The organism is Oryzihumus sp. (genome assembly GCF_054325275.1).
Genome location: NZ_JBTCWL010000086.1, coordinates 1 through 13,617 on the forward strand (window position 1 = coordinate 1; position 13,617 = coordinate 13,617).

14 protein-coding genes are annotated in these 13,617 nt (G+C 71.9%); 8 read left to right on the top strand and 6 right to left on the bottom strand.

Annotation, left to right across the window (positions count from 1 at the left end; genetic code table 11):
• Positions 1–720: pentapeptide repeat-containing protein (locus tag ACXVGS_RS17045; RefSeq protein WP_458537229.1), on the bottom strand; the 720-nt coding region annotated here is incomplete at its 3' end.
• Positions 717–1,868, bottom strand: coding sequence for a MalY/PatB family protein (locus tag ACXVGS_RS17050; RefSeq protein WP_458537230.1), 1,152 nt, complete (start codon positions 1,866–1,868; stop codon positions 717–719). The genes ACXVGS_RS17050 and ACXVGS_RS17045, both read right to left, overlap by 4 nt.
• A gap of 51 nt (positions 1,869–1,919) precedes the next feature.
• Between ACXVGS_RS17050 and ACXVGS_RS17055 the strand changes: the two genes are divergently transcribed.
• Both ACXVGS_RS17055 and ACXVGS_RS17060 read left to right on the top strand, forming a co-directional pair.
• Positions 1,920–2,543 (top strand): histidine phosphatase family protein, encoded by a 624-nt coding sequence (locus tag ACXVGS_RS17055; RefSeq protein WP_458528697.1) that lies wholly within the window; start codon positions 1,920–1,922, stop codon positions 2,541–2,543.
• Between the two features lie 73 nt (positions 2,544–2,616).
• The gene (locus tag ACXVGS_RS17060) at positions 2,617–3,168 is read left to right on the top strand and encodes a nitroreductase family protein (protein WP_458533052.1); all 552 of its coding nucleotides are present in this window, start codon (positions 2,617–2,619) and stop codon (positions 3,166–3,168) included.
• Positions 3,169–3,207: 39 nt separating this feature from the next.
• Here ACXVGS_RS17060 and ACXVGS_RS17065 read toward each other — a convergent pair whose 3' ends face one another.
• Positions 3,208–3,468 (bottom strand): VOC family protein, encoded by a 261-nt coding sequence (locus ACXVGS_RS17065; protein ID WP_458532538.1) that lies wholly within the window; start codon positions 3,466–3,468, stop codon positions 3,208–3,210.
• 13 nt (positions 3,469–3,481) lie between these two features.
• Positions 3,482–4,693, bottom strand: a complete 1,212-nt coding sequence (locus ACXVGS_RS17070; RefSeq protein ID WP_458532539.1) for an N-acetylglucosamine-6-phosphate deacetylase — start codon at positions 4,691–4,693, stop codon at positions 3,482–3,484.
• A gap of 153 nt (positions 4,694–4,846) precedes the next feature.
• On the opposite strand from ACXVGS_RS17070, the gene ACXVGS_RS17075 reads away from it, so the two are divergent.
• The 3 genes from ACXVGS_RS17075 to ACXVGS_RS17085 are packed head-to-tail and all read left to right on the top strand — an operon-like array spanning position 4,847 to position 7,996.
• Entirely contained in the window at positions 4,847–6,121 is a 1,275-nt protein-coding gene (locus ACXVGS_RS17075) for an extracellular solute-binding protein (protein ID WP_458537231.1), read from the top strand.
• A gap of 1 nt (position 6,122) precedes the next feature.
• Complete coding sequence (locus tag ACXVGS_RS17080) at positions 6,123–7,115, top strand: carbohydrate ABC transporter permease (protein ID WP_458528692.1); 993 nt, start codon at positions 6,123–6,125, stop codon at positions 7,113–7,115.
• Positions 7,112–7,996, top strand: a complete 885-nt coding sequence (locus tag ACXVGS_RS17085; RefSeq protein ID WP_458537232.1) for a carbohydrate ABC transporter permease — start codon at positions 7,112–7,114, stop codon at positions 7,994–7,996. Before ACXVGS_RS17080 ends, ACXVGS_RS17085 begins: the two co-directional genes overlap by 4 nt.
• Positions 7,997–8,008: 12 nt before the next feature.
• Here ACXVGS_RS17085 and nucS read toward each other — a convergent pair whose 3' ends face one another.
• Together nucS and ACXVGS_RS17095 are read right to left on the bottom strand one after the other, a co-directional pair.
• The gene (gene nucS / locus ACXVGS_RS17090) at positions 8,009–8,704 is read right to left on the bottom strand and encodes an endonuclease NucS (protein WP_458528690.1); all 696 of its coding nucleotides are present in this window, start codon (positions 8,702–8,704) and stop codon (positions 8,009–8,011) included.
• An 11-nt stretch (positions 8,705–8,715) separates the two neighbouring features.
• Positions 8,716–9,579 (bottom strand): hypothetical protein, encoded by an 864-nt coding sequence (locus ACXVGS_RS17095; RefSeq protein WP_458528689.1) that lies wholly within the window; start codon positions 9,577–9,579, stop codon positions 8,716–8,718.
• Between the two features lie 111 nt (positions 9,580–9,690).
• On the opposite strand from ACXVGS_RS17095, the gene ACXVGS_RS17100 reads away from it, so the two are divergent.
• From ACXVGS_RS17100 to ACXVGS_RS17110, 3 genes are all read left to right on the top strand, one after another.
• Positions 9,691–11,466, top strand: a complete 1,776-nt coding sequence (locus ACXVGS_RS17100; RefSeq protein WP_458528688.1) for a 3-hydroxyacyl-CoA dehydrogenase family protein — start codon at positions 9,691–9,693, stop codon at positions 11,464–11,466.
• A gap of 145 nt (positions 11,467–11,611) precedes the next feature.
• A complete protein-coding gene (locus tag ACXVGS_RS17105; RefSeq protein ID WP_458528687.1) occupies positions 11,612–12,130 on the top strand; it encodes a SigE family RNA polymerase sigma factor in 519 nt (172 codons plus the stop codon).
• Complete coding sequence (locus tag ACXVGS_RS17110) at positions 12,127–13,599, top strand: hypothetical protein (RefSeq protein ID WP_458537233.1); 1,473 nt, start codon at positions 12,127–12,129, stop codon at positions 13,597–13,599. Before ACXVGS_RS17105 ends, ACXVGS_RS17110 begins: the two co-directional genes overlap by 4 nt.
• The last annotated feature ends 18 nt before the right edge of the window (positions 13,600–13,617 follow it).

The following is a 13,617-nucleotide window of genomic DNA, read 5'->3' on the forward strand; positions in this document are numbered from 1 at the left end:
CGCGCCGGTGAGGTCAGTCCCCGACAGGTCGGCGCCGCGCAGATCCGCCCCGATGAGGTCGGCCCAGCGCAGGTCCGCCCCGCGCAGGTCCGCCCCGACCAGCAGCGCACCGCGAAGGCTCGCCCCGCGCAGGTCTGCCCCGCGCAGCCGTGCACCCACCAGGTCGGCGCCGCGGTGCTCCGCCCGCCCGGGAACGTCCGCGCGCGACAGCTCGCTGGCCCGCAGCAGCAGGGCGTTGGCGCGCTCTCGGACCGGGCCCACGTCCAGGACCTGCAGCTGCGCTGTGCTGGCGCGGGTGAGGTCGTCGACCTCGGCCAACGCCCGGCACAGGTCGTCGTGGACGGTCGCCGCCTCAGTGAGCTCGAGTGCCTCGGCGAGGTACCAGAGCAGCTCGTGCAGCTGCCGCACCACGGGGAAGACGGCGAACATCGCCCGCGCCGTCGCGGGGTCCTGGCGCCAGTCCCGGCCGTCGAAGGTCTGCTGCGAGACCTTCTGGCCCGCGCCGAAGCAGTCGTAGGCCGTGCACCCGGGGTAGCCGCTCTCGCGCAGCCGGTCGTGGATGCCGCAGCGGAAGTCGGCCTGGAGGTTGGCGCATGGCTGTCCCGCCGGCTTGTCCACTGCGAAGTCGGATGACGCCTGGAACGGCAATGCCACGCAGCACAGCCCAAAGCAGCTGGCGCAGTCCGCGCGCAGGCCGAGTTCGACCTGGGTGCGGGTCACGCCGGGTCACCCCATGCCTTGGCGAGGCGCCGGACCACCTCGGTCACGCGCTCGGGGGAGGTGGCCAGGTTGACCCGCACGTGCCCCTCCCCGCCCTGACCGAACGTCGCACCGTCGTTGACCAGCACCCGCCCGCGCTCCAGTGCGACACCGGCCGGATTGGCCAGGCCGGTGCAGCGCGCGTCCAGCCAGGCGAGGTAGGTCGCCTCCAGCGCCCGGATGCGGACCCCGGGCAGCTCCTGCGCGACGAGGTCGACGAGCAGGGCGCGGTTGGCCTCCAGCCGCTCCAGCACCGCGGACAGCCACGGCAGCCCCTCCCGGTATGCCGCTCGCGCGGCCACGTGCCCCAGCGGGCTCGAGCCGTGGTTTGCCACCGGAGGCAAGGCACGCAGCGCGCGCAGGTCGGCCCGGCTGCCGGCGACGAGCTGGGCGCTCTTGAGGCCGGGGACGTTCCAGGCCTTGCTGGCGGACATCAGGGTGGTGGTGTGCTCCGCCGTGCCGTCCAGGGAGGCGTAGGGGATGTGGGTGTGGCCGGGCAGGACCAGCGGGGCGTGGATCTCGTCGCTGATGACCCGGGCGCTGTGGCGCGCCACCACGTCGCGCAGGGCCTCGAGCTCGGCCCGGGTGAACGCCCGCCCCCAGGGGTTGTGTGGGTTGGACAGCAGCAGGGTGCGGGCCCCGTCCGCGAACGCAGCCTCGACCCGGTCCAGGTCCAGCGTCGCGCGGTCGGCGTCGGGGTCGAGCGGGATGGTCACCATCTGGTGGCCGGAGAGGGGGACCACGTCGAGGAAGGGCATGTACGCCGGGGTCGGGACGACCACCGGGGCGTCCTCGCACAGGGTCTCCAGCGCCAGGCGCACGCCGGCCATCACGTCGCCGGTGAGCACGACCGAGGCGGGGTCGGGCGACCAGCCCCAGCGCTCCTTGGCGAAAGCCGCGAGGGCCTCCGGCACGCCGGTGGCCTCATCCAGCGCCGGGTAGCCGACGTCACCGCGGTCGATCGCGTCGTGCAGCGCCGCGGCGATTGGCTCCGCCAGGGCGAAGTCCATCTCGGTCACCCAGGCGGGCAGGACGTCCGCGGCGGCGAAAGTCCACTTGATGCTGCCCCGTGCCCGGAGCTGCTCATCGGTCAGGTCGACGACGCTCATGGAGGCGATCCTGCCAGCCCCGACTCGGCCACACGGCATACAGTCCGGCGGGTGAGCGACCTCCAGTGCCCGGCCACCCTGCTCGTCTCCCGGCACGGCGACGCCGAGTACACCCGTCCCGGCATCCTGTCCGACGACGGGGGGTGGCTCTCCGACGCCGGCCGGCGGCAGGTGCGCGAGCTGGTGGAGACCCTGTGCGGGGTGCGGGTGGCCGCGGTCTGGTCCAGCACGATGGACCGGGCGGTGGAGTCGGCAGTCCTGGCCGCCGACCTGCTCGGCGTGCCGGCGCGGAGCCTGGACGGCCTGCAGGAGTTCTCGGTGGGGGAGCTGGCCGGGGTGAGCTACCACGACCCGCGGGCCCAAGGTGTCTTCGACCGCTGGCTGCTCGGCGACCTGGACGCCGGCTGCCCGGGTGGGGAGGACGGACACACGCTCGTGGCCCGCTACCGCGAGGCCGTGGAGACCATCGCCGACCAGCACCGCGGTGAGACCGTGCTGGTCTTCAGCCATGGCGGGGTCATGTCGCTGGTGCTGCCGCGCCTGGCGCTGAACGCCCGCGACGACCTGGCGGCACAGCGCTTCCTGCCCAACTGCGTGCCGGCCGAGCTGGCCGTGGACGCCGACGGCTGGCTGTTGCGCAGCTGGCCAGGCAGCACCGACCCCGGCGTCGTCTGAGCCCTCGGGGTGCGCCCCGCCTCAGGACAGTCCGTCTGGACCATGCTGCCGACCGCAAGATGAACCTCGGCTGGTGGCCACACCCGGCGCGGAGGCGCAGGATGGCACCGTGGAGACCTGGGACGCCTTGCGGGCGCGACGAAACGTTCGGCAGTTCACCGAGCAGCCAGTCCCCGACGAGGCGCTCGACCGCATCCTCGACGCTGGGCGCCGTGCCCCGTCGGCGGGCAACTGGCAGCCGTGGGACTTCGTGCTCGTCACGGACAGGGCGCAGCTGGTCGAGCTGGCGAAGGTGTGGCAGGGCGCCAGGCATGTCGCCGGAGCGGCGGCCGCGATCGGGATCGTCGCGCCGGAGCCGCAGGACGAACGACAGTCGTCCCTTCTCCAGTACGACCTCGGTCAGGCCACGTATGCGATGACCGTCGCCGCGGCCGACCTGGGCGTCGGGACAGGCCATGCCGCGGTGGCCGACCAGGACCAGGCCAGGGCCGTTCTGGGCTTCCCTGACGGACGATTCCTGGCCTACGTGCTCTCCGTCGGCTATCCGGCGGACAAGCCGCTGGCGGTCATCGAGCGGCTGAACCGACGCCCCTTCGGCGAGGTCGTGCACCGCGGACGGTGGTGACCTGCCGGAGATGGGCGTTCGCGACGAACGGCACCTGCGTCAGTGCGCCGCAAGCACGCAGAACTCGTTGCCTTCGGGGTCCGCCAGGACGACCCACGGTGCATCACCCTGGCCAACATCAACACGTTGGGCGCCATGAGCCAGCAGACGAGCCACCTCGGCGTCCTGGTCATCGGGCCTGAAGTCGAGATGCAGTCGGCTCTTGGCCTTCTTGCTCTCGTCGAGCCGGACGAAGTCCAACCCCGGCAGGCGATCCGGCTCCGGGCGGATCTCGAACTCGTCGGCAGAGGAGTAGACCACAACCCAACGACCGTCAGAGCCACGCGCCGCAGCGCATGACCCGTGGCGAGGCCAGCTGGTCGTCGACGACGACGAGGTCGGCACGCGCCCCGGCCTCGAGGCGGCCGCGCCCGGCCAGGGCGAGCGCCTCTGCGGGGGTCGCCGAAGCGGCGGTCACTGCCTCCAGCAACGGCACGCCCACCTCCTGCACGCACCAGCGCACGACGTCGAGCAGGGTGGCGACCCCGCCGGCGATGGCGCCCCCGTCGACGAGGCGGGCGGTGCCGCCGGTAACCCGCACCTCCTGGCCGCCGAGCTGGTAGGTGCCCTCCGGCATACCGCTCGCCGCCATCGCGTCGGTGACCAGACAGAGTCCCTCGCCACCGACGAGGTCGAACAGCATCCGCACGGTGCCGGGGGCCAGGTGCACTCCGTCCCCGACGACCTCCAGCACGGCCTCGCCACGGGCCGCCGCGGACAGGCAGGCGGCCACCGGGCCGGGGGAGCGGTGGTGCAACGGGGGCATCCCGTTGAAGACGTGGGTGACCAGCGGCCGGCCACCGCGGGGGGCGGTCTCCAGTGCTGTGCGCAGGGCGGCGGCGACGAGGGTGTCGTCGGCGTCGGTGTGGCCGACCGCAGGGAGGATCCCGTGGGTGGCGAGGGCTGCCGGGAGCCGGGACCCGGGGTCGCGTTCGGGGGCGAACGTCATCTGGACCAGGGCCTGTGGCGCGCCGGCGTCGGCCGCGGCGCGGGCCAGCGCCGCGACCAGGTCGGTGTCGACGTCGCTCAGGGCATCGGCCCGCTGGGCGCCGCGGCGGGCGTGGGACAGGAACGGTCCCTCGAGGTGGACCCCGGCCAGGTCCCCCGCAGCCACCAGGGTCGCCGCGGTGCGGGCGCCGGCCAGCAGCGTGGCCCGGTCGGCGGAGACGAGGCTGCCCACGAGCGAGGTGGTGCCGTGGCGCAGGTGGTGCGCTGCCGCGGCCTGCGTCGCCGCCGGGTCGGGGCCGACCTCGCCGCCGGCGCCGCCGTGGCAGTGCACGTCGACCAGGCCGGGAAGGATCGTCGCGCCGGGGGCCCAGCCGTCGGGGGCCGGCGTGCGCTGCCAGGCCGCCGGCAGGTCGCGGGCCGCGCCGGCGAAGACGATCCGCTCGTCCTCGAGCACGACCGCGCCGTCGGGCAGGTCGGCGGTGGGGGTCACCACCCGTCCGGTGAGCAGGGTGCGGGCCGGCGACGGTGCGGGAGTCACCCGAGCATGATGCACCGTCCGCCGGGCGGTAGGTAAATAAGTCACCAAGAACCGTTGACGGCTGCAGAAAACATCCGTGAGCATGAGCCCACCTCGGGGCGCCGTCCGGTTCGGGCGGTTTCGGCCTCGCCATGCAACAGGGGAGTCCTCACCATGGTCCGTGCCCACCGTTCCCTTGCCCTGACGGCAGCGATCGCGTCCGTCGCGGCCCTCGGCCTGACCGCGTGCAGCGGGGGCACCGGCTCCAGCTCGGCCGGGGGAGGTGCCGGGGACGGCTCGGGCAAGAAGGTCACCCGGATCAAGCTGGTGGCCGCGGAGTACTCCAAGGACCACACCGCCGCGTTCTGGAAGCAGTTCGCAGACAAGTACAAGCAGAAGACGGGCATCGACCTCGACGTCCAGGTGGTCAGCTGGGACACGATCGACCAGACGTCCAGCACGATGCTCCAGAACAACGACGCGCCGGACATCCTCAACCTCAACGCCTATGCCTCCTACGCCAAGGACGGCCTGCTCTACAGCGGCGACGAGGTGCTGCCGGCCGCGGCGAAGAGCGACATCCTCGACGCGTTCGACAAGAGCGGCACCTACAACGGCAAGCTCTACGGCTTCCCCGACCTGTCCTCGGCCCGCGCGTTCTTCTACAACAAGGCCCTCTTCAGCAAGGCCGGCATCGCCGCCCCGCCGAAGACGTGGGCCGAGCTCGAGGCTGACGCCAAGCGGATCTCCGCGCTCGGTGACGGCAGCATCGGCTATGCCCTCCCGCTGGGGCCGGAGGAGTCCCAGGGTGAGTTCTCCATGTGGCTGTTCAACAACAACGGCAGCTGGAAAAAGGACGGGAAGTGGACGATCAACTCGCCCGAGAACGTCAAGACCCTGGGCTTCCTCAAGAAGCTCACCGACGAGAAGGTCACCCAGAACAACCCGGGCAAGACCAACCGCGCTGACGCCTTCAACCTCTTCGCGTCCGGGAAGGTGGGCATGGTGGTCGGCTTCTCGCCGCTCGCGGCCCAGCTCGACAAGGCCGGGACGGTGCAGTACGGCGTGGCGCCGATGCCGACCCAGGCCTCCGAGCCCCAGACGTTCGGCGTCACCGACTACCTCATGGCGTTCAAGAAGCCGGGCAACCAGGAGGCGGTCAAGGCCTTCTACGACCTCTACTACCAGAAGGACCAGGTCAACCAGTTCATCAAGGCCGAGGGCTTCCTGCCGGTGACCAGGAGCGGACTGGACTTCTTCAAGGACGACGCCAAGCTCAAGGTCTACCTCGACACCCTGCCCAACGCGCACCTCACGCCGACCGACGACCCGACCTGGGACAAGGTCAAGCTCGCCGTGCAGCAGAACCTCGGCGCCGCCGTCTCACCGGGCGGCGACCCGCAGAAGGTCCTCGACACCCTGCAGGAGCAGGCCGGGAACGGCGGCTGACGTGCCCGACCGGCCCGCCGGTGCGGTGGCCGCGGGAGCTCCCGCTGCCACCGCCGCTGCTCCGTCCAGCCGCGCGGGGTTGCGCACGCGAGCCAGAGGTATGCCGCGCCGCCGCACCGACCGCGCGTCGCCGGGCTCGGCCCTGCTCTGGCTCGGACCCGCGCTGCTGCTCATCGGCGGGGTGGTCGTGCTCCCGGCGGTCGAGCTGGTCCGGGCCTCGCTGAGCCGCTTCTCGATCACCGGGCTGCGCCTGGGTGACGCGGGCACGCGCAACTACACGGCGGTGCTCCAGCACCCGATGCTCGGGACCGTCGTCCTGAACACCGTCATCTGGGTCGTCGCGGTGGTCGCGCTCACCGTCGTCATCAGCCTTGCGGTGGCACAGTTCCTGACCAAGGACTTCTGGGGCCGCACGGTGGTGCGATGGGCGGTCATCGTGCCCTGGGCGGCCTCACTGGTCATCACGGCCAAGACCTTCGTGATGATCTACGACTTCTACTACGGCACGCTCAACCTGCTGCTCGGCACCGTCGGGCTGGGTCCGGTCGACTTCCTGGGCAGCGACGCCTGGATCATGGCCTCGATGGTGCTGGTGGGCGTGTTCGTCTCGATCCCGTTCACCTCCTACGTCTTCGTGGCCGGTCTCAACGCCACCCCCACCGAGGTCTACGAGGCGGCGCGGGTCGACGGGGCGGGCCCGTTCCAGACGTGGTGGCGGATCACCCTGCCCTTGCTGCGACCCGCGCTGCTCGTGGCCGTGGTGCTCAACATCATCAACGTCTTCAACTCGTTCCCGATCATCTACGTGCTCAACGACCGCAACCCCGGCTTCGCCCACGACACGACGATCACCTTCATGTACAAGCTCGCGTTCAAGAGCGCGGAGAAGGACGTGGGCATGTCCGCCGCCGCCGGCGTCTTCAACGTCCTGCTGATCCTCGTGGTCGTGGTCGTCTACCTCCGGTTCACCCGGTGGCGGGAGGAGTCCGCATGACCGCCGTCCCCACCGCGTCGGGCGCCGCACGGGCGCACGCCACCACACGGCATACCGGCTGGAGGCGCCACCGCACGTGGGTGATGCCGGTCGCCGGGCTCGGCGTGATGCTGGTCTTCCTCGCGCCCTACGTCGTGATGCTGCTCAACTCGTTCCGGCCGAGCGCCGACGTGGTGCGCACCCCCCCGACCTTCCTGCCGCGGGTCTGGCAGCTGTCGACCTACGCGCAGGTCCTCGGTGACGACCGGTTCCTCGGCTGGCTGAAGACGTCGCTGGTCGTGGCCACCGCCTCGACGGCCATCGTCCTCGTCGTGTCGGTCCCGGCCGCCTACTACACGGCGCGGTTCCGGTTCCCCGGGCGCATGGCCTTCCTGCTGCTGGTGCTGGTCACCCAGATGTTCTCCCCGACCGCGCTGGTCGTCGGCATCTACCGCGAGTGGTTCAACCTCGACATGGTCAACACCTACGGCGCGCTGATCCTCACCAACGCGGCGTTCAACCTGGCGTTCGCGGTGTGGATCCTGCACGGCTTCTTCGGCTCCATCCCCAAGGAGGTCGAGGAGGCGGCCCACCTCGACGGCTGCAGCCGCTTCGGGACGCTGTGGCGGGTCATGCTGCCCCTCACCGTGCCGGGCCTCGTGACCGCGGTGGTCTTCACCTTCATCGCCGCGTGGAACGAGTACGTCGTGGCCCTCACCCTGATGCTCGACGAGGACAAGAAGCCGCTGACCGTCGGGATCACCTCGTACGTCACGGGGTACGAGCAGCACTGGGACCAGCTGTTCGCCGCGTCGGTCATCGCGATCGTGCCGGTGGTGATCCTGTTCGCGGTGATCGAGAACCACCTCGTCGGCGGCCTCACCGCAGGGTCGGTGAAGTAGCCGGGTCGCGCCTCAGAAGAGGCGGGACCCCACGTCGTCGATGCCCTTGAGGGCGTCGTAGTCCAGGGTCACGCAGCGGATCCCGCGGTCGGTCGCGAGCGTGCGCGCCTGCGGCTTGATCTCCTGCGCCGCGAAGATGCCGGTGACCGGGCCCAGGTGCGGGTCGCGGTTCATCAGCTCGAGGTAGCGGGTCAGCTGCTCGACGCCGTCGATGTCGCCGCGCCGCTTGATCTCGACCGCGACGCTGGCCCCGGCGGCGTCCTTGCACAGGATGTCGACCGGCCCGATCGCCGTCATGTACTCCCGCCGGACCAGGGTGTAGCCCTCGCCGAGGGTGTGGATGTGCTCGGCCAGCAGCTTCTGCAGGTGTGCCTCGACGCCGTCCTTGACCAGGCCCGGGTCCACGCCTAGCTCGTGCGCCGAGTCGTGCAGCACCTCGTGCAGGCGCACCCGCAGCCGGTCCTCGGACTTGGCGTGCTGCACCACCCAGACCGCCTCGACGCCCTCGGCGACCTCGTGCTCCTCGGGCTCGGTCTCGGCCATCGCGCACGGCGGCGACATCCAGTTCAGCGGCTTGTACGACCCGCCGTCGCTGTGCACCAGCACCGAGCCGTCGGCCTTGACCATGAGCAGGCGGGTGGCGAGGGGCAGGTGGGCGTTGAGCCGACCTTCGTAGTCGACGCTGCAGCGGGCAATCACGAGACGCACGGTCGGTGAGCCTAGCCCGAGGGCGGGCGCGGCGCCGAGACGGCGTCGCCGGGCACCTCGGCGCGCCGTGCGAGGGCAAGGCAGCCGCCCAGCGTCGCGACGAAACCCAGCGCCGCCCACCCGGCGAAGCCACTGCGCACCGTGTCGCCCAGCCAGAGCAGGCCCACCGCCGCGGGCACGACGGTCTCCACGCCGAAGGTCACCGCGGCGGTCGTGGTCGCCGAGCCGCGGTCGAGCGCGAGGCCGTAGCAGGCCATGGCCAGCAGGCCGTATGCCGCGATGGCCCACGTGAGCGGGTCGGCCAGCAGGTGCCACCACGGGTCCGGGACAGCCAGCACCCGCGCGGCCACGCCCACCCCGCCGAAGCCGAGACCGGAGGCGGCCGCCAGCAACGGGCAGGCCCACCGGGAGGTGCGCGGCAGCCGCCAGCCCACGAGTGCGAGAAGGGCGACGGGCAGCGCCCCGGCCAGAACCAGCCAGGTCCACGGGGCGGCCAGCGGCGCCGGCGACTCCACCCCGGCGCTGACGGCAAGGGCGACCAGCCCCAGGCCGACGACGGCGAGCGCGGCCACCTCGGCCCGGGAGAGCCGGGCGTGCAGCACGGCGACGGCCAGCACCGCCGTGACCGCGACGCTGGAGGCGATCGCCGACTGCACCACGAACAACGGCAGGCTGCGCAGCGCCACGAGCGAGGCGAGGAAGCCGACACCGTCCAGGCCCAGGCCCACGGCATACAGCCGGCCAGCCCAGGCGCGGGCCAGCAGCGGCGAGCCGGGCGGGGAAGAGGTCATCCGCCGCACCCCGAGGGCCTGCAGCACGGTGGCGCTGCCGTAGCAAAGGGAGGCGGTGAGGGCGCCGAGGAGGCCAGGCAGCATCCCGTGATCCTCGCAGGCCCGGTATGCCGTCCGGTCGCCGGACGCACTGTGACCACCGCCTCCCGGCAGACGCCTCCCGGCAGCCCCCGGCGCTCTGCCAGACTCACCGCCATGGCTCGCGAAATCAGCACAGTCGGCGTCATCGGCCTGGGCACCATGGGTGCCGGCATCGTCGAGGTCTTCGCCCGCAACGGGCTCTCCGTCGTGGCCGTGGAGGCCAGCCCCGAGGGCGTCGAGAAGGGCAAGGGGGTGCTGCAGCACTCCACGGACCGGGCGGTCACCCGCGGCAAGCTGACGGCCGAGGACCAGGCCGCGCTGCACGACCGGATCCGGTTCACCGCCGACCTGGCCGACCTCGCCGAGTGCGACCTCGTCGTCGAGGCGGTGCCCGAGCACCTCGACCTCAAGCGGCAGATCTTCGCCCGGCTGGACGAGATCGTGAAGCCCGACGCGATCCTCGCGACCAACACCTCGAGCCTGTCCGTCACCGAGATCTCGGTGGCCACGCACAACCCGCGCCGCGTCGTCGGCATGCACTTCTTCAACCCGGCGCCGGTGCTGAAGTTCGTCGAGGTCATCAAGACCGTCGTCGTCGAGGACGAGGTCGTGGAGGACGTCAAGACCCTGGCCGAGCGGCTGGGCAAGAAGCCCGTCGTCGTCGGCGACAAGGCCGGCTTCATCGCGAACGCGCTGCTGTTCGGCTACCTCAACCACGCGGTGTCGATGTTCGAGAGCCGCTACGCCACCCGCGAGGACATCGACGCGGCCATGCAGCTCGGCTGCGGCCTGCCGATGGGCCCGCTGGCCCTGATGGACCTCATCGGCCTCGACACGGCCTACGAGATCCTCGACACGATGTACAAGCAGGGCCGCGACCGCCTGCACGCGCCGAGCCCGGTGCTCAAGCAGATGGTCACCGCCGGCCTGAAGGGCCGCAAGACCGGCCGCGGCTTCTACACCTACGACGAGCCGGGCTCCTCCAGGGTCGTCGCCGACCACCTGACCCCGCACGACGGCGAGGCCCACGTCGCGCTGCGCGAGGTGCGCACCGTCGGCGTCGTCGGCTCCGGCACGATGGCCACCGGCATCGTCGAGGTCTTCGCCAAGGCCGGCTACGACGTCACCTACGTCGCCCGCTCCCAGGCCAAGGTCGAGGCGGTGCAGGCCGCGATCGCCAAGTCACTGGAGAAGGCCGTGCAGCGCGGCAAGCTCGACGAGGCCGCCCGCGACGCCGCCCTCGGCCGGCTCACCGGCACGACCAGCCTGGACGACCTGGCCCGCGTCGACCTCGTCGTCGAGGCCGTCGTCGAGGACCTCAAGGTCAAGCAGGCGCTGTTCGAGAACCTTGACGAGATCTGCAAGCCGGGCGCGATCCTGGCCACGACGACGTCCTCGCTGCCGGTCATCGAGTGCGCCTCGGTCACCAAGCGCCCGCAGGACGTCGTGGGCATGCACTTCTTCAACCCCGCGCAGATCATGAAGCTGGTCGAGGTCGTGCACACCGTCTCCACCGACGACGACGTCGTCGCGACCGTGCAGCACCTGTGCCGCGACCTCGGCAAGCACCCGGTCACCTGTGGCGACCGCGCCGGCTTCATCGTCAACGCGCTGCTGTTCCCCTACCTCAACGACGCCGTGAAGATGCTCGAGGCGCACTACGCCAGCGCCGAGGACATCGACACCGCGATGAAGACCGGCTGTGGCTACCCGATGGGCCCGTTCGAGCTGCTCGACGTGGTCGGCCTGGACGTCTCGCTGGCCATCCAGCGCGAGCTCTACCTCGAGTTCCGCGAGCGCGGCTTCGCCCCGGCGCCGCTGCTGGAGCACCTGGTCACCGCGGGCTACCTCGGCCGCAAGACCGGCCGAGGGTTCCGCACCTACGCCTGAGCCGCGCCGACAGCAGGTTCGTATGCCGCGCACGTCACCGGACGTGCGCGGCATACCGCTGTCCGGAGGCGTTGCGGCGTAATGTTCCACGGGCCTGATCGCGTCATGGGGGCATGTACGGACCACGATCAGGAGGGGGTGGGGGATGAGGTCGTCACCAGACCTCGAGGCCTGGGTCGCCGGCGCACTGCCACGACTGCTGGGCCTGGCGCACGCGATGACCGGCAGCCGTGCCGAGGCCGAGGACCTTGTCCAGGAGACCCTGGCCAAGCTCATAGCCAGCTGGGGGAGGGCCAGCTCGGCCGACCACGTCGACGCCTACGTGCGCCGGATGCTGGTCAACACCTGGATCAGCCACCGTCGCCGGCGCTGGACCCGCGAGCTCGTCTCGCACGCGGTGGTCACCGCCGACCGTGCGGTGCCGAGCTTCCCGGGGCATGGGGACCTGCTCGGTCAGCGCGAAGAGCTGGTTGGGGCGCTGCGCGGCCTGCCGCCACGCCAGCGTGCCGCGCTGGCCCTCCGCTACTACGACGACCTGTCGGACACCGCGATCGCCGAGGCCCTCGGCTGCAGCGTCGGTGCCGTGCGGACGTCGATCCACCGCGGGCTGCGCGCCCTGCGCGCCTCGATGCCTGCCCCCGAGCTGTCTGAGGTGAGGCCATGAAGATCGACTCGTTCGAGGAGATGCACGACGTCGAGGCACGGCTGCGCTCGCTGTACGACGCACCGGTCCCGTTCGACATGGACGGGGTCATGGCCGGGGCGGCGCGGCGCGCGCGACATCGTCGCCGAGCCCGGACGGTGTCCGCGGCCGGGGGAGCCCTCGTGGCGGTCGGTGTGATCGCTGCCGCGGCTCTCGCCGCCACCTTCGACACCGGCCACCCGCGACCGGCGGGGGGCCCGGCCTCGGTGACGCGCCGGGCCGAGCCCATCCAGGGGGCCCGGCTCGCCAAGCCGTTGTACGGCATGCCGGACGTGGCACCGCGCGGGCCGCAGCTCGTCGGTGGAGTGCGCTTCTTCTCGGACACCGGGGACGGGCCGGGCGCAGCTCCGGCGCTGGGCGCGCAGAGCTGCCAGGAACCGGGGCGCACCGGTCTGCAGCAGGTGGCGAGCCGCAACTGGTCGTTCAGCAAGGACGACAACCACCTCGACCGCCGCGAGGTGGACCTCACCCTCACCGGCTGGCCGCACGGCCGCGGCTCCGCGGCCATGCGCGAGCTGGTGGGTGACACCGGAGAGTGCGCCTTCCTGCACCGGCAGACCCCGCTGGCCTGGCCCGGCCACGCGTCGCCGGACCACTGGCTGGCCGTCTCGGGGGTCAGCGGTGATGACCGGCAGGCGCTCGCCGTCACGCGGGTCGGCGACGTCCTCGTCACGGTCGTCTCGACGGCACCGAACGAGAAGGTGGCGGTGCAGATGGCGACAGGGATGAACGACGCCGCTGTGGCACGACTGCGCGAAAGCGGCCTGCCCGCCGCCGCGGGCAGCGCCTGCAGCGCCTCGACGCCCTGCCCGCCGGCGAGCGCGAAGGCTCGCGATGCACGGACGAACGGCCCGAAGGCGCTCGTCAACGCCTGGGTGGTCCCGGACGTGCACCCGACCGACCCGGTGGTCATCGGCCCGCTGCCGGCACCGGGGTCCGATCCCGCTGTGGTGGACGACACCCAGTCGGCCGCGATCCCGCCCGTGATGGGGCCCCAGAGCTGCCAGGACTCCCGCCGCCCCGGGGGCTTCCCGGACGCCGGTCGGTCCTGGGACTACGGGAACTCCATGCTCACGCCGCCGGGGGGTAGCGACGCCACCCTGACCGTCACCGGGTGGAGCGAGGGAACGGGGCCTCGGGCGATGGCTGACATCGTTCACGACACCGGGTTCTGCCAGTTCGTTCGCCCGATGCGCACTCAGGCCTGGGCAGGGCACCCTGGTGCCGACCACTGGTTGGCGACCTGGACGGACACCGCCGCCACCAAGCGGGTGACTGCGGTGGCGGTGACCCGACTCGGCGACGTGCTGGTGGCGACGAGCGTCACCAGCCCGGACCGGCGGACGGCCGTGCGCCTGGCCACGTCCATGACCGACGATGCCGCAGGTCGCGTGCGGGCTAGCGGGATCCCGGCGGCGCAGGGACGCTGACAGCCGCCCCGGTATGCC

Coding starts and splice junctions, on each gene's coding strand:
- ACXVGS_RS17050 (WP_458537230.1), bottom strand. CDS start 1,868: ATGAGCGTCGTCGACCTGACCGATGAGCAGCTCCGGGCACGGGGCAGC.
- ACXVGS_RS17075 (WP_458537231.1), top strand. CDS start 4,847: ATGGTCCGTGCCCACCGTTCCCTTGCCCTGACGGCAGCGATCGCGTCC.
- ACXVGS_RS17085 (WP_458537232.1), top strand. CDS start 7,112: ATGACCGCCGTCCCCACCGCGTCGGGCGCCGCACGGGCGCACGCCACC.
- ACXVGS_RS17095 (WP_458528689.1), bottom strand. CDS start 9,579: ATGCTGCCTGGCCTCCTCGGCGCCCTCACCGCCTCCCTTTGCTACGGC.
- ACXVGS_RS17100 (WP_458528688.1), top strand. CDS start 9,691: ATGGCTCGCGAAATCAGCACAGTCGGCGTCATCGGCCTGGGCACCATG.
- ACXVGS_RS17105 (WP_458528687.1), top strand. CDS start 11,612: ATGAGGTCGTCACCAGACCTCGAGGCCTGGGTCGCCGGCGCACTGCCA.
- ACXVGS_RS17110 (WP_458537233.1), top strand. CDS start 12,127: ATGAAGATCGACTCGTTCGAGGAGATGCACGACGTCGAGGCACGGCTG.